This is a genomic window from Maribellus sp. CM-23, from assembly GCF_021354595.1.
GTDB lineage: Bacteria > Bacteroidota > Bacteroidia > Bacteroidales > Prolixibacteraceae > Draconibacterium.
This window is the reverse complement of record NZ_JADWYJ010000006.1, coordinates 133,757-154,606: the sequence shown is the minus strand read 5'-3', so window position 1 is coordinate 154,606 and position 20,850 is coordinate 133,757. Positions and strand designations below refer to the sequence as shown.

Here is a 20,850-nt window from a genome sequence, read left to right as displayed (position 1 = left end):
AACTTTCTCCTCCTGCCAGGAGGAGGGGACCGCGTCTACAGCGGTGAGGTGGTGAAACCACCCATTTTAATCAAAACAACTATGACAAAAAAGAAAATCCTCCTGGTCTTCGGTACGCGCCCTGAAGCCATAAAAATGGCGCCACTCGTCAAGGAATTTGAGAAGCATCCCGGGCAATTTGAAACCCTGGTGTGTGTTACCGGGCAACACCGCGAAATGCTCGACCAGGTGTTGCAGTTATTTGAGATCAAGCCGCAATACGACTTGAACATTATGAAAGCCGGGCAGGATCTCTATGATGTAACCTCCCGGGTATTGCTAGGTATGCGCGACGTACTAAAAGAAGCACAGCCAGACTTGGTACTGGTTCATGGCGATACAGCTACTTCAACAACGGCTGCACTGGCTGCTTTCTACCAACAAATACCGGTAGGCCATATCGAGGCCGGATTACGGACGCATAACATATACAGCCCCTGGCCAGAGGAGATGAACCGCCAGCTCACCAGTCGTTTGGCGAGCTATCACTTCTCCCCCACACCACTCAGCAAGCAAAACCTGCTGAATGAAGGAGTAAGTGAAGACAACATTCACATCACCGGCAATACCGTTATCGATGCGCTTTACTGGGTAATCAACAAAATGAAAACCGACCACAACATCAACGAAACAATAACAAAAGCACTTGTTGACGTTGGACTTCCTTTAGATAAATTAAATTCATGGCACGACCTCGCGAGAAGCGACGAAGAAGCGACGAAGCGACCTCATGCCGATATGCAGAACTCAGCGAGCGAAGCGACGCTGCCTCCCCGCACACCACGTAAGCTTGTCTTAATTACCGGACACCGCCGCGAGAACTTCGGCCAGGGCTTCCTCAACATCTGCGAAGCCATTAAACACCTCGCCGAACAACACCCCGACGTCGACTTCGTCTACCCCATGCACCTCAACCCCAATGTCCGTAACGCCATTTCCGACGTATTTGGTAAAAAGGTCACCCTGAGCGGAGTCGAAGGGTCTAATACCCGGAACACCTACTTCATCGAGCCCCTCGACTACCTTCCCTTTGTTCACCTCATGTCCAAAGCCTACCTGGTACTTACCGACTCGGGCGGCATCCAGGAAGAAGCTCCAGGCTTAGGGAAGCCCGTACTGGTGATGCGCGACACCACCGAACGCCCGGAAGCCGTTCAAGCCGGAACCGTTAAACTGGTGGGAACCGATAAAGAAGTGATTATTCGTGAAGTATCTGCATTAATCAGCGAGCCGAAGGCCTACGAAGCTATGAGTAAAGCGAATAATCCATACGGCGACGGGCAAGCATGTAATCGAATAGTTGAGTTCCTGTATGCTGAATGAAGTGAAACGAATTCAGTCCCGATGGCTATCGGGATCGAAAGCAAATAACCCTTATGGAGATGGGATGGCTTGCAGAAAAATAGTAATGCGATTGAAAAGTTAAAACCAATATAAGTCTAAATTCATAGAAACATAAACGATGACTGATCGCACAATTTATCAAAGAAGAATCCAAGATAGGTCAATGATTCATTTTATAGCTGGGCTTTATCCACGTTTTTTAAAATATTTAAAATTTTCAGTAAATCGTTATATCGCTAGATTAAAAGGGGCAGATATTGGCAGCGATGTTTTAATTCCATTTTCACTAGCCTGCAAAGCAAATCCCAATTTATCAATAGGTAATAATGTATCAATTGACACCAATAAAATTGATTTAAGAATCCCTATTCAAATTGGTAATAATGTAATTATAGGGGCCAATGTTGAGATTATAACATGTTCACATAATATTGATTCTGAAGAGTGGGAATATAAAACCTATGGACTTAAAATTGAAGATTTTGCCTGGTTATCTACAAATGCACTTATATTGCCTTCATGTCGAAAAATTGGAGTAGGTGCCGTTATTGGTGCAGGAAGTGTAGTTGTCAAAAATGTTGAGGGAAAGAGTGTCGTTGCCGGAAATCCAGCAGAACATTTGAAATGGAGAAAAAATGTACATTCCAAAATCATCGTTGAGTCCTTATTGGGTGGTGACTTAATTAAATATATCCAAGTTAGACTTGCAAAAAAAAACTAAATGGTCATTAACTTTAAAAATCCAATAGTTAAAAATTTTGGAGCAAACGTCTTTGGGATTGTTATTAATTTATTCAATCAAATCATCCTTGTTCCCTTCTTCTTACGATATTGGGGAACAGACCTTTATAGTGACTGGCTTGTTATATCTGCCTTTTCTACGTTTTTATTAATGACTGATTTAGGTCTTAATACAGTCATTAGCAATCAATTCTCATTAGAATACTCTCGTGGGAACATATCAATGTGTACGAAACTCCTATTGAATAATATTTTCTTTATAATATCAATTGGAATTATTATTCTGTCATCCATAATAATATCTGCTCGATTTGTAGATATATCAAAGTTCTTTGATTTACATGTTTTAGAAAGTGATATAGCTTTGAAAATAATCTTAGCTCTTTCTTTAATGGTATTTCTAAATATGTTAAATGGTTCTTTAAATGCAATATATAGAGCTAGATCATTAGCCTCCAGAGGAGTAATCTTTGATAATCTGACTAGGTTAATTGAAGTAATGATTTTATTTACAGGAATTGTGGCCAAATGGAACATTTTATTCATTGTATGGATATATGTTATTCCTAAATTTGTTTTACTATTTTTAAAATACGCTGACGCACAGAAATTTTTCAAATTCAAGATAAAATTTTACAATAATCTGGATCTTAGCCTTCTTAAGCAATTTGTTAAACCTTCAATTTTCTTTATGTCTTTCCCCGTAGGAAATGCTATAATCATTCAAGGATACACCTTATTGGTTAATAAATTTTTTGGAGCGAGTGACTTAGTACTTTTTACAACTACCAGAACCATGGTTAATTTTATTAAAACAGCCATGGGCTCAATTGCAACTGCTGTTTGGCCTGAATTTACTCTAGCATTTGGGAAAAAAGATTATTCAAAAGTTAGAAAAATCCATAGACTTTCTGTGGCAATTTCATTTACAATCGCCATTCTAATCTCTATATTTCTCATATTTTTTGGAGAATGGATCTATACAATTTGGACCAATGGAGCAATAGTATTTGATAGAAAGCTTATGCTTGCATTTATTTTAGTTTTAATTACTAATAACTTCTGGTATTCAAGCAGTGTTACTTTGATGGCAACTAATAACCATCTAAGACTTGGATTGTATTATATATTAACATCTATTCTGGCAATTGGTATCGCAAGATCAATCGTTCAGTTTAATTCATTGATTTATCTTGTACTTAGTCTTCTTATTATGGATACTATACTTAGCATTTATACCATTAATGCCTCACTTAAACTGACCCAAGATTCTTTTTCACGTATTTATAAAGATATAACTCAAATAATAAAAGCTAAATATGCGAATTGCTGTAGTTTCAACCGCTAGATCACATTTGCTTGATGTCGCGATTGCCTTGGAGAATGAAGGGCACAACGTAATATTTTATACTGCAATGCCCAAAAAAAGATGTGAAAAGTTTGGGTTTTCCCCAACAAATGTCATTTCATTTTTCCCCTTAATTGGACTATTATTTATTCACAGAAAAATATCCTTTAAATATAAGCTAAAACCTTTTTTAATTTCCATACTGGATGATTTGCTAGACAGACTAACATCTTTATCTTTAAAAAAATGTGACATACTTATCGGAAGTAGTGTTATTGCTGTGAAATCCTCAATAAAAGCCAGAAAAAAATATGGGGCATACATTATCACAGATTGTGGAACAAAACATGTTATCGAACAAGATGCTGTATTGAAGCACGTACCTCAAGCAAGGTCTATCTATAAAACCGTTATTCAAAATGAATTAGTAAATTATGATTATGCTGACAAAATCGTCGTTCCCTCTCATCATTCATTTGATAGTTTCGTTAAGCATAATATAGATCCATCAAAAATCCTTATTAATCCTTACGGTGTCAATACTAAAATGTTTTATCCAACGATGAAGCTTAAGGCAGAAAAATTTGATGTTATTATTGTTGGCTCTTGGCGTTATATTAAGGGCTGTGATATTTTAGCCGATGCATGTTTAAATAAATTAAAAGTTAGGCTACTTCATGTTGGACCTATCTTTGGTGATCTTCCATTGCCGTCATCTCCTCTTTTTACACATATTGAACCGATACCACAACACGAACTAATTGAGTATTATAAAGTATCAAAGATTTTTGTTCTACCTTCTAGAGCAGAAGGATTAGCACTTGTACAGGCTCAAGCTATGGTCTGTGGACTTCCAATTGTTTATTCATATGATACAGGAGGAACCAACTTAAAGGAATTAATTGGAGGATCTGACTTTATGTTTCAGACTCCTGATCTTAATGCAGATAATTTGGCTAATACGATCAAACTGGCACTTGAAAAATCAAATGAGCAAAGAGTTGGTGTTTTAAGAGATTATGTAGGTAAATCGATCGAAAATTTAACATGGGAAGCATATGGAAACAGATATTCAAAATTTTTAAATACACTTCAAACTGGTAAAAATTAATGAATAATTTCATACAAAACATTGAACCAATTGGTATCCTTCTATTCTTAGTAGCTGCAGTAATATTACTTTATGTAATACTGTCGGCTTGGTTGAATAGAAACAGGACTATCTTTTGGTCTCCTATGACGTTTATTGCGTTGACTTTCTTATTCTACACCATTATTGGCCCATACTTTATGATAAGTAATAATGATACGAAATATGCTGGCATCGAAATGGCAGATTATTTCGTTTTATCGTGGACAGGTGCATTACTCTCTTTCCTTTCAATTTTAGTTTCTTACAAGTTTACTCAAAAAAAAACATTTGGCTTTAATTTCAAGACCAATGGGAAATCAACACTATACATAGGTGTTATTATTTTCTTAATTGGTTTCCTTTCTTTTATTGCATTCCACGACTTCAATTTTTATAAAGTTTTGATGATTTTTGGCAGTAACACTCCAAACAATGGAAAAATTGAGGGGAATAGTGGCTATTTGGGGCAAATTGTTGACTTTTGCGTAGCTGGGGTGGCAATTATCCAGATAAATGTCATGAAGACACAAAAACTATCCCATAAATTAATCTTAGTTTTGACCATTCTTTTATCAGTCATTGTCTTTGTTTTTGCAGGGGCAAGATTCCGTTTAATCTATTTATTCATTACTTTAATAAGTATATATTACCTAGCGAAAGAGAAACGCCCCAATCCATTATTCTGGCTCACAGTATTTATTTCTGTCGTACTTATTATGGGAGCAATCAGCGGTAGCAGATCCTATCAAAGAGGATTGGATTTATCAAAAATAAAAGATCAGGAAGTATCAGAGTTGATACAGCTAGGACTTAATGACACACGGATATTTTATTCATCCGGCGCATTGATCAGCAAAACACTGAAATCCAAAGAATATGTGCCCCTAGAGCCCTTTTTTACAGCACTAACAATGCCAATACCCAGAAGTTGGTGGCCCGACAAACCCAACGCTGAATATTTGAAAGATGCCAATACGAAAATATGGGGAACGACTGATTATGGAATCGCTTTTATGAATTATGGAGACTCCTTCTACACATTCGGGTGGCTTGGTATCATATTTAACGGGCTTTTCTTGGGTTGGCTATCCAAACTATTCTGGCTACAGTTTTACAAACAGAGCAAGAACGAATATAATTTGCTTAACCTAGCTCTTTTTAATGGCTTTACCTACGTAATGATAAGTAGAGGTTATTTGGCACAAGAATTAACTATGTTTATCATGTTTATTACTATTCCTATGCTATTATTTAAATGGCTAAATATTAAACATAAAATAATTTTTTAAAAATGAAACACAAAATAAAAAAAACTATATTCTATTTGTTTAAAATTATAATCTACCTCAGCTCCTATGTAAATCACCGGTTATACATGCGACTCTATACTCCTTTACTAAAAAGGATGGGACTAAAAATTTACGGAACTCCAAGATATATTGGAAAGGATGTTAAATTTGATAATTTTTCGAAAGTTGAATTAGGTGATCGTATCGTAATTTCAAACGATTGTTTCTTTTTAACCCACGATTATTCGGTAACAACAGCTTTAATTTCTATTGGAGAAAAACCCAAAACAGACATTGCCCTTGAAAGACCTATTAAGATTGGGAATAATGTATTTATCGGTAAACGAAGTATCATTATGCCTAATACAACAATAGAAGACAATGTTATTATTGGAGCAGGTACTGTTGTCAGAGGGGTGATTCCTAAAAATTCTATTGCCATTGGGAATCCGTGTACCGTAATTGGGAATATACAGGAACAGGCGTTAAAATGGAAAAAGTATTTAGATTCTGATAAAATTCGTCAAGACTAATGAAACTCCTTATCAATACCTCTAATCTTAAAAAAGGTGGCGCTCTCCAGGTTGCCCATTCCTTTCTGACAGAAATAAAAGAAAACACTGAACATTTTTTTCATGTGGTGCTGTCAACAGCGTTAAGCGAACAAATCAATACACAAGAGTTTTCGCCTAATTTTACTTTCTATAATTATGCGATTGACCTGGGAATTCTTAACATCACCATAGGGAAAGATTCTTTTCTCGATAGTTTAGAAAATAAAATAAAACCAGATAAGGTTTTTTCAGTTTTTGGGCCAACCTACTGGAAACCCAAAACCACTCATATAGCAGGTTATGCAAAGCCACAATATATTTACAAAAATTCTCCTTTTTTTGATATACTCTCGACAAAAGAAAAATTTAAATTAAAAATTAGTGAAATTATTCACCTTCACAATTTCAAGAGATTCTGTGATATATTAATAACAGAAACGCATGATGTGACATCCTCGTTACAGAAAATTTTCGGGAATAAGAAGCAAATATACACTGTAACTAATTTTTATAATCAGATTTTCGACACCCCACACTTATGGAGTAAAGAAATACAACTACCGGATTTTGATGGTTATAGTTTACTTACCATTGCCTCAAACTATCCACACAAAAATTTAAATATTATTCCAAAAGTAGTTAAACATTTAATGCATAAAGAACCAGAGATGAAATTTCGTTTTATACTCACTATTGATAAAAGTGAATTGAACGAGCAAAATCCGGAAGTTTTAAATCATATCGTTTTCCTTGGTAAGGTAAATATATATCAATGCCCAAATCTTTATAAACAAGTAGATTTTATGTTTCTGCCTACTCTTTTGGAATGTTTTTCGGCTTCGTATCCGGAAGCTATGAGAATGGAGAAACCCATTTTAACATCGAACTTATCGTTCGCCCAAGGATTATGTGGTGGAGCTGCGGTATATTTCAATCCGTTAAATCCAGAAGATATCGCCAATAAGATTTCTGAACTCATTAATAATAAGGACAAACAGAAGGAAATTATAAAAAACGGCGTAAAACAGTTAAGAAATTTTGACACAGCTTCAGAAAGAGCAAGAAAGTATATAGAAATTATAGAACACGCGTAAATCATGAAACAAATTATACAAGACCTCAAAAAAGGCAACACAATACTAGAAGAAGTCAACGAAACGATCATTTTTAAAGCCTTTGGCGCATAGAAATGATTCAGTTGAGTTGATCCCGAGCGCAAAGCGCGTTGGGATCTCATTAAATTAAAGTCAATTAAATATGAAACAGATAATTCAAGACCTCAAAAAAGGTAACACCATATTAGAAGAAGTCCCTGCCCCACAGGTAAAGGCCGGAAGTTTATTGATAAAAACCACACGAAGCTTGGTTTCTTTGGGCACCGAACGCATGTTGGTTGAATTTGGCAAGGCCGGATTTATTGATAAAGCCCGCCAACAACCGGATAAGGTAAAGCAAGTGCTGGATAAAATGAAAGCGGAAGGCATTTTGCCCACACTGGAAGCTGTCTTTAACAAACTGAATCAACCCTTACCTTTGGGTTATTGCAATGTAGGCGTGGTTGAAGCCGTAGGCAAGGGGGTTCACCGGTTTAAAGTGGGCGACCGCATAGCCTCCAATGGCAACCATGCCGAGTATGTCTGTGTACCTGAAAACCTTTGTGCCTTAATTCCGGATGGTGTCAGCGATGAAGAAGCAGCCTTTACGGTCATTGGATCGATTGGTCTGCAGGGCATTCGTTTGTGCAATCCAACATTTGGAGAAACCATTGTTGTGATTGGCTTGGGTTTAATCGGCCTGGTTACTGCCGAATTGTTAAAAGCTAACGGTTGCCGGGTCATTGGTTACGACTTCGACCAGCAAAAGGTGGACATGGCTCGCTCGAAAGGGATCACGGCCTTTAATCCGGCCCAGGGAACTGATCCTGTAAAATTTGTACAACAGGCCACCAATGAAACAGGTGCTGATGGGGTAATTATCACGGCTTCGGCTAAAAGCGATGAAGTAATCCACCAGGCTGCCGATATGAGCCGCAAGCGCGGACGGATCATCCTGGTGGGTGTGATTGGATTAAACATCCGTCGCGACGATTTTTACAAGAAAGAATTAACCTTTCAAGTCTCGTGCTCTTATGGCCCAGGCCGGTACGATGAAGATTACGAGCAAAAAGGTCAAGACTACCCACTACCCTACGTCCGCTGGACAGAACAACGAAATTTTGAAGCCATCCTTCAAGCCATGGAAAGTGGGAAACTGGATGTCTTACCCCTAATCACCGAACAAGTTGCGTTAGAGCAATACGACGAAATTTATGGCGACATGCGCAAAAAAGGGTCCATCGCCAGTATACTGGTTTACCCGGAGAACTCAGAAAGAAACAGTTCGGTATCGCTAAGAAAATCATCAGAGGGAAGAATTCCCCCTTTAGGGGGTAAGGGGGTAGCGCCGGGCAAAGGAGTTTTTGGAATCATTGGAGCCGGTAACTTCACGTCTTCAACCATTATTCCCGGAATGAATGCTGCCGGAGCTCAATTAAAAGCCATTGCCAGTGCCGGAGGGTTATCAGCAAAAACATTGGCTAAAAAGGGAAATATAGCTGTTGCCAGCTCTGATTACAAGGAACTCCTAAACGACTCAGACATTGACACGGTAATGATTACTACCCGACACAACCTGCACGCCTCGATGACATTGGAAGCCCTGAAAGCAGGGAAAAATGTCTTTGTTGAAAAACCGCTGTGTCTGACGGAAGAAGAATTGGAGGAGATCGTCATTGCTTGTCATCCCGAACGAAGAGAGGGATCTGTTTCGGTTGACGCAGATAAGCAACAGATTTCTCAGTCGTCCCTCCTTCGAAATGACAATCCAATGGTAGTCGTCGGCTTTAATCGTCGTTTCGCCCCCCTCGCCCAGACAATGAAAAAGCACTTGGGTGAAGGCCCCAAAAATATTGTGGCGACCATGAATGCAGGCTTCATTCCTCCTGAAGTGTGGGTGCACGATTTAACGATTGGCGGAGGCCGGATCATTGGTGAAGCTTGCCATTACATTGATCTATGCACCTATCTAGCCGGAAGTAAGGTAACAGCCGTCTGTATGAACAGCATGGGTGTCAACCCCGAAGAAAATACCGATAATGCCAGTATCTTGCTCAAATATGAAAACGGGTCGAGTGCCGTAATCAATTATTTTGCCAATGGAAGCAAAGCCTATTCCAAAGAACGTATTGAGGCTTTCGCACAGGAAAAAACACTCATTATCGATAACTGGCGCACCTTAAAAGCCTATGGAGTCAAGGGCTTTTCGAAACAAAAAACAAGATTGGACAAGGGGCATAAAAACCAGTTTAAACAATTGATAGAGTCCGTTAAAAGTGGTGTTCCCATTATTCCTTTTGACGAAATAATTAACACAACGCAGGCCAGCTTTGCAGCCATCCAAAGTTTAAAAGAAGGAAGGTGGGTAGAGCTATAGCCGCTTGGGGGTAACAGATTGCTTTGCGATGCTCGCAATGACGTTTTCAAAGTGGCCGTCATTGCGAGAAGTCGGAGTGAAACGGAGACAACAAAGCAATCTCATCCCCCATGTTGATACTCAAATTATGACATGAACAAACTTTTCCTGATATACCATACCATCGTTCATCTTCGTCCCATTCAGATACGTTACCAACTTTGGTACCGATTCAGAAAGATGTGGCGTAAAGCAACTGGGTTTAGGTATCCTCTTTCGATAGAGAAAAAGGCCGAACCATTAATATTCACACCATGGATTGATAAGCCTGCATCCTATGAATCGGCAACTTACACGTTCTTAAACCAATCCGTTCAATATCCATCAGCAATAAACTGGGGGGAGTCAAAGTACGGGAAGCTTTGGGCTTACAACCTCAATTACATGGATTACCTACTCCAAGCCAATATGGACATTGAAACAGGAAACCAGCTGATACAATGTTTCATCAGCGATCTCCCTCAAAATCCAACAGGACTGGAGCCCTACCCCATTGCTCTTCGTGGAATCAACTGGATCAAATTCTTAAGTCGAACGTCATTGCGAGGAGGAACAACGACGCGGCAATCTGATGCGATTCCACAGATAAACAATTCTCTCTATGCCCAATACCTGATCCTCCTTGATAATTTGGAGTATCACCTGATGGGGAATCATTTATTGGAAGATGCTTTCAGCTTACTTTTTGGAGCCTTTTACTTTAAAGAACAGCGATTTTGGGAAGTAGCCCGAAGATTACTGATTCAGGAATTGGAAGAACAGCTACTCGATGATGGCGCACACTTCGAGCTAAGCCCAATGTACCATCAAATTTTACTGGATCGCTTATTGGATTGTATAAACCTGGTTCAAAACAACACCTGTTTTGATGAGCAAGACAAACTGTTGGTACAACTCAAACAGAAGGCGGAGCAAATGCTGACATGGCTAAATACGATCACACTTTCTGATGGTCGTATTCCCTTACTCAATGACTCAGCCCCAGGTATCGCCCCAACTACTGGACAACTGAATGAGTATGCAAAGTCTTTGAACATTGAACCAGTCGCCCTGAGCGAAGTCGAAGGGTGGAACTTTGAACTGAAAGATTCTGGTTATCGCCGCTATAACGGAACAAACTACGAATGTATAATAGATATTGAAGGGATTAAACCCGGCTATCAACCCGGCCATGCCCATGCCGATACCTTCAACTTTATTTTGAACGTAAATCATCAGCCGTTTTTAATAGATACAGGCATTTCAACCTATGAATCCAATGCCATCCGACTGGCAGAACGAGGCACACCTGCACATAATACAGTAGCCGTTAACGAGCGTAATTCATCCCAGGTATGGTCCTCATTTCGGGTTGCTCAAAGAGCCAATGTTAAAGTCATAAAAGAAGAAAAAAACAGAGTTACAGCCACTCATGATGGGTTCAGAAGTATTGGAACAAGTCATCAGCGGAGCTGGCAGTTTGATGAACAAGCAATAAAGGTTGAAGATGTTTTAACCGGTAGTCAAACCAAAGGGACGGCTTACTTTCACGTTAGCCCAACCTTAAAACCAATAAGAAAGAACAATGAGATTTGGATCAATGATACTTGTATAAGCTTTGAAGGAGCTGAAACAATTTCACTGATCAAAGCACAACTTCCAAATGGCTATAATCAATCCGTTGATTATTACAAACTCGAAGTTGTTTTTCAACACAAACTAACCACTTTTATCAAAATCAGGAATTAATCAATCCTGAATCAAGCATCCCATATCAACAGAACATGCGCATTTTATTTTTAACCGATAATTTTCCCCCGGAAGTAAATGCTCCGGCAACAAGAACTTACGAACATTGCAAAGAATGGGTCAAACAAGGAGCTGATGTGACTGTAATCACCTGCTATCCCAACTTTCCACAGGGGAAGGTTTATGATGGCTACCAAAACAAACGTATCAGCCGCGAAAACGTTGATGGAATCAAGGTGATACGGGTATGGACCTACATTACAGCAAACGAAGGTTTTATCAAACGAACACTCGACTACATCTCCTTCTCTTTCTCTGCTTTTTTTGCCGGTCTGTTTCAAAAAACAGACTTGATCATTGCAACTTCTCCTCAATTCTTTACGGCACTGGCAGGCCGTACACTTTCCTTTTGGAAGCGGAAACCATGGATCATGGAGGTTCGTGACCTATGGCCAGAGTCTATCAAAACCGTTGGCGCCATGAAAGACAACATCTTTATTCGTTACTTTGAGAAAGAAGAGCTTTGGTGCTACAGAAGTGCATCAAAAGTTATAACAGTAACCGATGCTTTTAAAACAAACCTGATCCGAAAAGGAGTTACTCCTGAAAAAATTCATGTCGTTAAAAATGGAGCTAACTTGGATCTCTTTAAACCCGCTCAAAAAGACGAGCAATTATTGAACGAGTTGGGATTACAAGGAAAAACCATCCTCGGCTATATTGGCACGCATGGGATGGCACACAAGCTGGACTTTTTAGCTGATTGTGCCAGGCAATTGGAAAATACCAACTACCATTTTCTTTTTTTGGGGAATGGTGCAGAAAAGCAAAAGCTAGTAGACAAGGTTAAGCAAGAACAAATTAAAAACATCACCCTGCTGGATTCGGTTCCTAAAAATAAGGTGGTAAGCTACCTTTCCATTATAGACATTGCTTTGATTAATCTGCGAAAAAGCGATCTATTTAAAACCGTCATTCCTTCGAAGATATTTGAGAATGCAGCAATGCAAATCCCGATACTAATTGGTGTTGACGGAGAAGCCAGATCCATTGTAGAACAATATGAAGCAGGCCTGTTCTATGAACCCGAAAATAGCAATGACTTTTTAGATAAGTTGGAAACAATAGGAACTCCTGAACAATACAGAAAGTGTCAACAAGGTGGGCGCAAGCTGGCTCAGGCATTTGATAGAAAGAAGCTGGCCGACAGTTTACTTCAGATAGTTAGAAATAACATCAACTCGAATCCTAAATAAATACATTTTGATGAATACCTCAGCAAGATGCCACTAGATTGCACCTCGTGGTGAATAAATAACAATATATTCCCCTCTTACTAACGATAAATTTTACAATTTCTCAGTTTAACAGTTTATCAATTTATCAGAAATGACAACCATTGAAGAACCCAAAGAGGCATTTCCCTATACACCTCCCACTCCCGGGATCAGGGAAAAATATGCCGAGATTTTTGCCTTGAAGGAACCGCTAAAAGTGCCTTTTCCAAAGCTCTTGTTTGATAAGGCTGTGGCCTTGTTTTTTCTGCTGCTGGCCTCCCCCATACTCTTGTTGTTGCTTATTGCCAACTGGGTGGAAGGCTTGCTGATCAAAGAAAATAAAGGCCCGCTTTTCTTTTATTACTACGGCATGAGTCACGGTCGCAGGTTCAAAAAATGGAAGATCCGGCTGATCAAGGAAAGCTACATCAACAAAGAACTGCAGGCGATCGGCGACTGGCATGCCTACCAAAACGAGTGGATGCCCGAAGCCAGAACCCATGTCGGAGCCTTTGTCAAGAAGTTTTACCTCGATGAAATTCCGCAGTTCTACCTGATCCTTAAAGGCGATATGTCGTTTGTGGGGCCGCGTCCGCTGGCAGTGCATCACTACGAGCGCGACCTGGCACAGGGGAATGTCACACGCCGTTTGATTCGCGGCGGTTTGCTTGGCTACGGACACGTAAGAAAAGGTACCTCTGAATTCGGGAAACCCCTGTATGAATACGAATACGTGTACCGCTACCTGCACTACTCCCCTTTTCAACTTCTGATGACCGACCTTTATGTGATCTGGCGTGGCATTGTGGTGGTACTAAAAGGAGGCGGACATTAAGGAAGATTGGAATATTAGAATGTCAGAAGATTAGAATGTTAGTGAAATAGAAATCATGCATCCAAAATCAAGGATCTTGTATCAAGCCTTAACTCAATCCATCAATCCCTCAACCCATCAGTATACAATCGTTTTCCTTGTTACTTCTCCAAATAATAAGTAACATTGAAGCAGCCAAATTTTAGCCAAAACAAGTGATACAATGAAAAGAATTCTTGTTACCGGAGGTGCGGGATTTATCGGGTCGCATCTGTGCCAGAGACTTTTAAACGACGGGCACGACGTAATATGCCTCGATAACTATTTCACCGGATCGAAACAGAACATACTGCCCATGCTGGGGCACCCGATGTTTGAACTCGTGCGGCAGGATGTTACCCACCCCTATTTTGCAGAAGTGGACGAGGTGTACAACCTGGCGTGTCCGGCCAGTCCGGTGCATTACCAGTACAACCCGATCAAAACCATTAAAACCTCCGTAATGGGGGCTATTAACATGCTGGGCCTGGCCAAACGTGTAAAAGCCAGGATACTGCAGGCCAGTACCAGCGAAGTGTACGGCGATCCTACCGTTCACCCGCAACCCGAAGAATACTGGGGAAATGTAAATCCCATAGGTCCCCGCTCGTGTTACGACGAAGGCAAACGCTGCGCCGAGTCGCTGTTTATGAATTACCACGTACAGAACGATGTTAAAATCAAGATCGTACGCATATTCAACACCTATGGCCCCAACATGAATCCCAACGATGGCCGGGTTGTTTCCAATTTTATCGTACAGGCCTTAAAGGGAAATGACATTACTATTTTTGGAGACGGATCACAAACCCGCTCTTTTCAGTACGTCGACGACCTGGTGGAAGGAATGGTGCGAATGATGCAAACTCCGGATGACTTTTTAGGGCCGGTTAACATTGGAAACCCCAACGAATTTACCATGAACGAACTGGCTGAAACCATACTGGAGCTAACCGGTTCCTCGTCAAAAATAGTCTTTCAGCCCTTACCGCCCGATGATCCCAGGCAACGCCGTCCCGACATTTCTCTTGCACGGGAAGCTCTTAACGGTTGGGAACCTAAAGTGCAACTTCGGGAAGGACTAAAAAATACGATTGCTTATTTTGAACAGCTGCTGAAACAATTGGAGGAATAGACAATCATTTTCTTTTTTAAACAATATTTACTACCTACACTTTGTTTATTCCATATCATTGGGTTACAAATGCCATCAGTGAATTGAAACAGTTTTTTACAAACCCGAGTTAATACTTGTCAAGCTGTCTGAATCAGTTTTTTTATTGATTTAACCGGTAAGCTGTTATAAAGCAGCAAATATTACGTGTTAAACAATAACTTTGACAGCTGTTAGCAGAAACAGAAACTTAAATGAAATCCCGCGAAACCGAACTACTTATTCTTTACCTGGCAATTGATCTGGTCCTTCTAAACACGGCATTGGCCATTATGGCGTGGCTCAGTTTTGATATATCAGCCAGGGACTACCGTACCATGAGTATTTACCTCTTACACGGAAACCTGGCATGGATCATATCGTACCTGGTATTTTCCAAAAAAAACCTGTTCCTTCGTGACAGCATTTTTAATCGTCTGGCCCGAATTACCAAACGGCAACTGGTATTTTACCTGGTTGCAGCCGTAATCGAATTTGTTTTTATCCCGGGGAATTTTTTACGGGTATTTTTCTTTCAATATACCCTCCTGTTTTACCTGGGAAAAATCCTGTTTTACTGGGTCTTCTATCATTACCTGAGGTACCGCAGGAAAGACAGCACCAAATCCTTAAACACGGTGGTTATCGGATGCAACGAAACAGGAGAAATTCTGAAGAAAATCATTGACAGCAATCCAACACTGGGTTTTCGTTTTTCGGGCTATATTGGTTCTGTTAATACTGACATTGAAGGCTACCTCGGACATCCCAATGATTTGGAGGAATTAATTGACCAACACGATATTCATTTTATCTATTATACGATATCGCTCTTTAACGAGGAAAACAACGAAGAAAAAGCCAAAAAGATATTGAAGATCTGCAACCAGAAAGGTGTGCGGCTTCGTTTTGTTCCCAAAAGCCAGTGGTGGTTCAGGAGTCATCAAAAAGATGTGGAATCGATCGGTGACTTGCTGGTATTAAATCCGCAGGAAATCCCATTGGACAAAGTGGCCTTCAGGGTACAAAAGCGTTTGTTTGACATTGTTTTCTCCCTTTCGGTGATTGTTTTTCTCTTTTCCTGGCTCTTCCCCATTCTGGCAGTTGCAATAAAACTGAGCTCCAAAGGCCCTGTTTTTTTTAAACAACAGCGAACCGGCATCAACAACCGCACTTTTTCCTGTTATAAATTCCGGAGTATGAAACCCAGTAACGATGCGGATAAAGTACAGGCTACCGCAAACGATGTTCGCATTACCCGGATCGGGCGCTTTTTACGCAAAACCAATATCGATGAATTTCCCCAGTTTATCAATGTTTTAAAAGGAGACATGTCGGTTGTGGGGCCCCGGCCGCATATGCTGAAGCATACCGAAGAGTATTCAGCCCTGATCGATCATTACCTGGTACGCCACTATGTAAAACCGGGAATAACCGGCTGGGCGCAAGTGAGAGGCTACAGGGGGGAAACAAAAAGGCTCAGTGCCATGCAAAACCGCGTGAACGCCGATATGGAATACATTAATAACTGGAACTTTAACTGGGACATAAAAATTATCTGGTTGACTTTATTCAGTAAAAGAGCCTGGAAAAACGCGGTATAAATGAAAACAGTTATTCCATCATTTGCTAAAAAGATCCTTCGGAAAAGGCTATTACTTTTTGCCTTTCTGTTTTTAGGTATTTATCAAGGCAGCGGACAAAACATGGATCTCCGCTTTAATACGCTTGCCGGGACCAACAACCGATTGCCCTTTTGGTTTTGGGCCAATCAGCTGGGGCGTTACACTCCCGAAAACGAGACGGTTCAGAACCTTGAGTTCAACGGGAACTATAACAAAACCATAGGAGAATCTACATTCCGTATTTCCAGCGGCGTACGTTTAAACCTGTTGCTGGCAAACGATAGCGATGTTCGCTTTACCGAACTCTACGGCGGTTTGGGATGGAAAAGCCTACAATTAAGCTTTGGAGCTTTTGCTGACCAGGAGAAATACGAAGGATTATCAACCAGCAATGGCAACATGGCCTCTTCGCGCAATGCACGCCCACATCCGAAAATACGGGCTGGTTTTAACCGTTTTGTTCCGGTAAACACCTGGTTTTCGATCTATGGTTTTTACGAAGAGGGGTTGCTTAACGACAATCGCTACGTAGAAAACACCCATTTACACCGCAAAGCTTTGTTCCTGCGTTTTGGGCAAGCTGCTTCCTGGCACTTAACCGCCGGGCTCGAACACTTTGTTATGTGGGGCGGTACTCATCCTACCTATGGAGAACTTCAGGGATGGGAAGCTTACTTTGATTATGTATTGGGAAAAGCAGGAGGTGAAAATGCTTTGCCAACCGATAAAGCAAACGTAGCCGGGAACAGTTACGGAACCTATCAGCTGGAAATAAAAAAAGGCTGGAACCGGTTCACCGCAACCTTTTACTTAAGTCATCCTTTTGATGATAAATCAGGGATGGAATGGGACAATTACAAGGACAACCTTTATGGCCTGTACCTGACAGGAAAATCGGAACGGCCGTTGATCAAGTCCCTGCTGCTTGAATATTTTCATACAAAACATCAGAGTGGAAGTACCCACCTTGTCCCGAAACCTGATGGAGAATTACACGGCCGGGGTTTGGATAATTACTTTAACCACGGTGTTTACCGCTCAGGGGTTACCTATCATCAAATGGCAATGGTAAGTCCACTATTTGGCCCGCTAAACAACAGCGAAGGGATTTCTATGGGATTCGAAAATACCCGCTTCTCAGGATTTCACATCGGAGCCATTGGTTTTCTGTCTGAAAGCATTCGCTGGAAAACGATGCTGACCTACAGCAACAATTTCGGTCAATACAAAAGCGGAGGTTTGGACACCTACCAACCTTCCCGGAAACAGGCCATGTCGCTTTTAGAGCTATCGTGGCAACCTTACGGAAAAAGCCTGGAATTTGGCGCTTCAGTAGCTGCTGACCATGGCAGCTTGTACGACCAGGGAAAATCAACAACCCGTTTGGGTGCTATGCTGTCGGTTAAATGGCATATCCTGAGATGACCCTGTGACCAATGACTGAGGGATTGAAGGACTCAAGGACTGATATTCGATACTCAGTACTCATACCCCTGACAAATTACTTGTCTTGCGTCTTGTGTCTGTTTATAGTTCAATTTCCTGGGCTTAGAGAACGAAGTTTGCAGTCCAGTATTCAGAGTTTAATGCGAGAGCTTTAGTGTTACGAAAAGGCTACATAGAGACCTGATTACAAAAAAAAGAAACAGCACTACAGCTATAATCTCCAAGATCAAGAATCCTCGAAAAAGATAGCCACCAAACCGTTGCAGTCGTGCAACAAAAAAACGCCCCGGGAAGACCCGAGGCGTTTTCTTTTATTCAACCAAAATTAACCTACATAGCTGCTTTGCAAGCTTCAATCAATTTTGTTGCGTTGGCATTGCTTGCATCCAGTTTCAAAGCTTTTTCCAATACTTCCAGTGCTGAAGCAAATTCTTTTTTAGCCTTGTTTACTTCGGCTGTATAAGCTTCGTCGGCAGTTGATAAGCTACCGGCGTTTACTTTTGTATTGGCCGCGCTTAAAATCTCTGCACCTTTTTTGTACAACTCGTTTCCTTCTGATACATACACATTGGCCAAACCTTTGCCTAGTTTGTCATCTTCCGGAAATTTAGCTACACCTTCTTCCAACGCTGCTTTGTACTCAGCATCTTTGTTAAGTTTATTCAAAGCAACAGCTTTGTAATACTGGGCTGTTTCGCCTTTGTAATTACCCGCTACAGAAGCAGTGAAAAAGTCAACAGCTTTTTGATAGGCTTTGCCTTTATAAGCCACAATACCGGCGTTGTAAGACAAACTTGCTTTTTCTTCCGGATTGGCTTCAATGGCTTTTGCGTAAGTGTCCAGCGCTTCATTGGTTTTATCCAACTTGGCGTAAGAACCAGCCATGTACTCGTAAGCCTTATCTACATTTGCCTTGGCAACAACTGCTTTTTCGAAATATTGAATGGCTTTTTCATATTTGTCCGCGTTATAGGCAGCCAAACCAATATTGAAATTGATGGCTTCAGGTACCTGAACATCTCCAAGATTGGCCATTGCCGATTCGTATAACTCCAATGCTTTTGCATATTCTTTGGCCTGCAGTGCATCATTGGCCTGATTAATTTTTTCCGCAGCATCCTGTGCAAACGAAACCACAGCAAAACATACTGCACAAAATAACAATACTACTTTTTTCATTTTTTTCAATTCGTTTAATTCTTATAAAGTCTAAAATTTTGACGTTTTTTTTGGATGAGCATCAAAAATAACAAATCTGATGAAAAAACCTAAAAAGCCGGCAGCAAGAATCTTGTCATACCACCAGACAATTGAGTTCAAATCCAACTACACCACAAAAATGAACGCTGACACCCTTCCACTAAACAGTTCACCTTTAGTATGCTAAGGATTGTATTGATCAGGATTCCAAAAGTTCAAAATATTTTGAATCAAATGGAGATTATTTTTCGCCTCCTCGTTGTCCGGATCAATTTCAATCACCCGGTTGTAGGCGTTAATTGCCTCTCCCCAATGCTGAAATTTCTGTTCAATACTTCCCTTCACTAAAAAATAGTCCACGCTGTTAAAAGCACCTATCAAATCAAAAGCCTCTTTTGCTTCCGAAGCTTTTTCATTCTTTAATAACACTTTTACCCTATCTAATTGTTCTGTTATTTCCATTTTATATTGATTGACAACATTTTATTTGTGTGAACTGATCCCGGCCAGAATTTTCACTGTCTTGGCAAACTCACTACCAAAAGCATACAACAATTTTGGCGCATTCGTCATGGCTTCTTCCAGAGTCATTGCACCGTTTACCAGCGAATAAATTCCGTCAAAGGCATCGGACGCTTCGGATTCTGTTTTCCCGCCAATGGCAAAAACAGGTTTTCCGCAGGCACGAGCCATCTTCGCAACAGCATAAGGTGCTTTGTTGTTCAGGGTCTGACCGTCAATCTTTCCTTCCCCGGTAATCACGATATCCGCCCATTCAATTTCTTCTTTCAGCTTCAGCTGTTCCAGTACAAAGTCGGCTCCCGGTACGATTTCAGCATCAAAAAAAGCCATCAATGGCAAAGAAATTCCGCCGGCAGCACCCGCACCTTTAATATTCCGTAAATCTGTACCACTCTCCGACTCCAGGATTCCGGCCCAGTTTTTTAGTCCGTTTTCCAGCTCAACCACCATGTCGGGAGTAGCACCTTTCTGCGGACCAAATACAGCGGCTGCGCCACTCTTGCCCAACAAAGGGTTGTCCACATCGCAAATGATTTTAACGGTTACTTCCTGTTTGGTATCCGGTTTTTCAACGGAGGCTATTTGTCCCAGAATTCCGCCTTTGGTTTTTAGCTGAACTCCGTTTTTATCCCAAAAACGAAACCCCAGCGCTTCCATCATGCCCACTCCCCCGTCAACCGTTGCGCTACCGCCAATGGCCAGGTAAATTTCACGGCAACCTTTATCAATAGCGTCGGCAATCAGTTCGCCCGTTCCGAATGAAGATGCTTCCAGCGGATTTAATTCGGAGCTGTTTACCAGTTTCATTCCGGAGGCGTCGGCCATTTCAATAACAGCTGTTTTGCCTGAAATTGCATATTTTGCCTGAACCGGCTTCCCAAAAGGCCCGGTAACGGTCAGATGCACCGGAGTAGCTTTTAATCGTTGTGCCAGCACTTCGCCGGTAAAGTCGCCCCCATCGGCTACCGGAACTTTGTGCACCTCAAATTCGCCGGAAACTTTACCAAATGCTTTTTCAAGCACATAACAAAAGTCAAAGGCATTCAAGCTTCCCTTCATCGAATTGGGTGCGATCAGTATCTTCATAAA

17 protein-coding genes are annotated in these 20,850 nt (G+C 40.8%); 14 read left to right on the top strand and 3 right to left on the bottom strand.

The window, feature by feature from the left end:
- Positions 1-81: 81 nt before the first annotated feature.
- From wecB to INQ51_RS19300, 14 genes are all read left to right on the top strand, one after another.
- On the top strand, positions 82-1,362 hold the full coding sequence (gene wecB / locus INQ51_RS19365) for a non-hydrolyzing UDP-N-acetylglucosamine 2-epimerase (RefSeq protein ID WP_233379606.1): 1,281 nt from the start codon (positions 82-84) through the stop codon (positions 1,360-1,362).
- A gap of 139 nt (positions 1,363-1,501) precedes the next feature.
- On the top strand, positions 1,502-2,104 hold the full coding sequence (locus tag INQ51_RS19360) for an acyltransferase (protein WP_233379605.1): 603 nt from the start codon (positions 1,502-1,504) through the stop codon (positions 2,102-2,104).
- Positions 2,105-3,472 carry a lipopolysaccharide biosynthesis protein gene (locus INQ51_RS19355; RefSeq protein WP_233379604.1) on the top strand — a complete coding sequence of 456 codons (1,368 nt, stop codon included), beginning with the start codon at positions 2,105-2,107 and terminating at the stop codon, positions 3,470-3,472.
- Positions 3,444-4,583: a glycosyltransferase family 4 protein gene (locus tag INQ51_RS19350; RefSeq protein ID WP_233379603.1), complete on the top strand. Its 1,140-nt coding sequence runs from the start codon at positions 3,444-3,446 to the stop codon at positions 4,581-4,583. The genes INQ51_RS19355 and INQ51_RS19350 overlap by 29 nt, the downstream gene beginning before the upstream one ends.
- Positions 4,583-5,893, top strand: coding sequence for an O-antigen polymerase (locus INQ51_RS19345; RefSeq protein WP_233379602.1), 1,311 nt, complete (start codon positions 4,583-4,585; stop codon positions 5,891-5,893). Before INQ51_RS19350 ends, INQ51_RS19345 begins: the two co-directional genes overlap by 1 nt.
- Before the next feature lie 116 nt (positions 5,894-6,009).
- Entirely contained in the window at positions 6,010-6,426 is a 417-nt protein-coding gene (locus tag INQ51_RS19340; protein WP_233379601.1) for an acyltransferase, read from the top strand.
- Positions 6,426-7,541 carry a glycosyltransferase gene (locus INQ51_RS19335; RefSeq protein WP_233379600.1) on the top strand — a complete coding sequence of 372 codons (1,116 nt, stop codon included), beginning with the start codon at positions 6,426-6,428 and terminating at the stop codon, positions 7,539-7,541. Before INQ51_RS19340 ends, INQ51_RS19335 begins: the two co-directional genes overlap by 1 nt.
- Positions 7,542-7,704: 163 nt before the next feature.
- On the top strand, positions 7,705-9,918 hold the full coding sequence (locus INQ51_RS19330) for a bi-domain-containing oxidoreductase (RefSeq protein ID WP_233379599.1): 2,214 nt from the start codon (positions 7,705-7,707) through the stop codon (positions 9,916-9,918).
- Between the two features lie 219 nt (positions 9,919-10,137).
- The gene (locus tag INQ51_RS19325; protein ID WP_233379598.1) at positions 10,138-11,685 is read left to right on the top strand and encodes an alginate lyase family protein; all 1,548 of its coding nucleotides are present in this window, start codon (positions 10,138-10,140) and stop codon (positions 11,683-11,685) included.
- Between the two features lie 35 nt (positions 11,686-11,720).
- On the top strand, positions 11,721-12,941 hold the full coding sequence (locus tag INQ51_RS19320) for a glycosyltransferase family 4 protein (RefSeq protein WP_233379597.1): 1,221 nt from the start codon (positions 11,721-11,723) through the stop codon (positions 12,939-12,941).
- Between the two features lie 133 nt (positions 12,942-13,074).
- The gene (locus tag INQ51_RS19315) at positions 13,075-13,797 is read left to right on the top strand and encodes a sugar transferase (protein ID WP_233379596.1); all 723 of its coding nucleotides are present in this window, start codon (positions 13,075-13,077) and stop codon (positions 13,795-13,797) included.
- 202 nt (positions 13,798-13,999) lie between these two features.
- The gene (locus INQ51_RS19310; protein ID WP_233379595.1) at positions 14,000-14,950 is read left to right on the top strand and encodes a UDP-glucuronic acid decarboxylase family protein; all 951 of its coding nucleotides are present in this window, start codon (positions 14,000-14,002) and stop codon (positions 14,948-14,950) included.
- Positions 14,951-15,183: 233 nt separating this feature from the next.
- A complete protein-coding gene (locus INQ51_RS19305; protein WP_233379594.1) occupies positions 15,184-16,572 on the top strand; it encodes an exopolysaccharide biosynthesis polyprenyl glycosylphosphotransferase in 1,389 nt (462 codons plus the stop codon).
- Positions 16,573-18,018 carry a capsule assembly Wzi family protein gene (locus INQ51_RS19300; RefSeq protein WP_233379592.1) on the top strand — a complete coding sequence of 482 codons (1,446 nt, stop codon included), beginning with the start codon at positions 16,573-16,575 and terminating at the stop codon, positions 18,016-18,018. It begins immediately after the preceding gene.
- A gap of 351 nt (positions 18,019-18,369) precedes the next feature.
- On the opposite strand, the gene INQ51_RS19295 is transcribed toward INQ51_RS19300, so the two are convergent.
- From INQ51_RS19295 to INQ51_RS19285, 3 genes are all read right to left on the bottom strand, one after another.
- Positions 18,370-19,218 carry a tetratricopeptide repeat protein gene (locus tag INQ51_RS19295; protein WP_233379591.1) on the bottom strand — a complete coding sequence of 283 codons (849 nt, stop codon included), beginning with the start codon at positions 19,216-19,218 and terminating at the stop codon, positions 18,370-18,372.
- 204 nt (positions 19,219-19,422) lie between these two features.
- Positions 19,423-19,701 (bottom strand): tetratricopeptide repeat protein, encoded by a 279-nt coding sequence (locus INQ51_RS19290; protein WP_233379590.1) that lies wholly within the window; start codon positions 19,699-19,701, stop codon positions 19,423-19,425.
- A gap of 21 nt (positions 19,702-19,722) precedes the next feature.
- The gene (locus INQ51_RS19285; RefSeq protein WP_233379589.1) at positions 19,723-20,847 is read right to left on the bottom strand and encodes a glycerate kinase; all 1,125 of its coding nucleotides are present in this window, start codon (positions 20,845-20,847) and stop codon (positions 19,723-19,725) included.
- Positions 20,848-20,850 lie beyond the last annotated feature (3 nt).

Bases quoted from the DNA above. Each gene is read 5' to 3' on its own strand.
- wecB (WP_233379606.1), top strand. From the start codon at position 82: ATGACAAAAAAGAAAATCCTCCTGGTCTTCGGTACGCGCCCTGAAGCC.
- INQ51_RS19360 (WP_233379605.1), top strand. From the start codon at position 1,502: ATGACTGATCGCACAATTTATCAAAGAAGAATCCAAGATAGGTCAATG.
- INQ51_RS19355 (WP_233379604.1), top strand. From the start codon at position 2,105: ATGGTCATTAACTTTAAAAATCCAATAGTTAAAAATTTTGGAGCAAAC.
- INQ51_RS19350 (WP_233379603.1), top strand. From the start codon at position 3,444: ATGCGAATTGCTGTAGTTTCAACCGCTAGATCACATTTGCTTGATGTC.
- INQ51_RS19345 (WP_233379602.1), top strand. From the start codon at position 4,583: ATGAATAATTTCATACAAAACATTGAACCAATTGGTATCCTTCTATTC.
- INQ51_RS19340 (WP_233379601.1), top strand. From the start codon at position 6,010: ATGGGACTAAAAATTTACGGAACTCCAAGATATATTGGAAAGGATGTT.
- INQ51_RS19335 (WP_233379600.1), top strand. From the start codon at position 6,426: ATGAAACTCCTTATCAATACCTCTAATCTTAAAAAAGGTGGCGCTCTC.
- INQ51_RS19330 (WP_233379599.1), top strand. From the start codon at position 7,705: ATGAAACAGATAATTCAAGACCTCAAAAAAGGTAACACCATATTAGAA.
- INQ51_RS19325 (WP_233379598.1), top strand. From the start codon at position 10,138: ATGTGGCGTAAAGCAACTGGGTTTAGGTATCCTCTTTCGATAGAGAAA.
- INQ51_RS19320 (WP_233379597.1), top strand. From the start codon at position 11,721: ATGCGCATTTTATTTTTAACCGATAATTTTCCCCCGGAAGTAAATGCT.
- INQ51_RS19315 (WP_233379596.1), top strand. From the start codon at position 13,075: ATGACAACCATTGAAGAACCCAAAGAGGCATTTCCCTATACACCTCCC.
- INQ51_RS19310 (WP_233379595.1), top strand. From the start codon at position 14,000: ATGAAAAGAATTCTTGTTACCGGAGGTGCGGGATTTATCGGGTCGCAT.
- INQ51_RS19305 (WP_233379594.1), top strand. From the start codon at position 15,184: ATGAAATCCCGCGAAACCGAACTACTTATTCTTTACCTGGCAATTGAT.
- INQ51_RS19300 (WP_233379592.1), top strand. From the start codon at position 16,573: ATGAAAACAGTTATTCCATCATTTGCTAAAAAGATCCTTCGGAAAAGG.
- INQ51_RS19295 (WP_233379591.1), bottom strand. From the start codon at position 19,218: ATGAAAAAAGTAGTATTGTTATTTTGTGCAGTATGTTTTGCTGTGGTT.
- INQ51_RS19290 (WP_233379590.1), bottom strand. From the start codon at position 19,701: ATGGAAATAACAGAACAATTAGATAGGGTAAAAGTGTTATTAAAGAAT.
- INQ51_RS19285 (WP_233379589.1), bottom strand. From the start codon at position 20,847: ATGAAGATACTGATCGCACCCAATTCGATGAAGGGAAGCTTGAATGCC.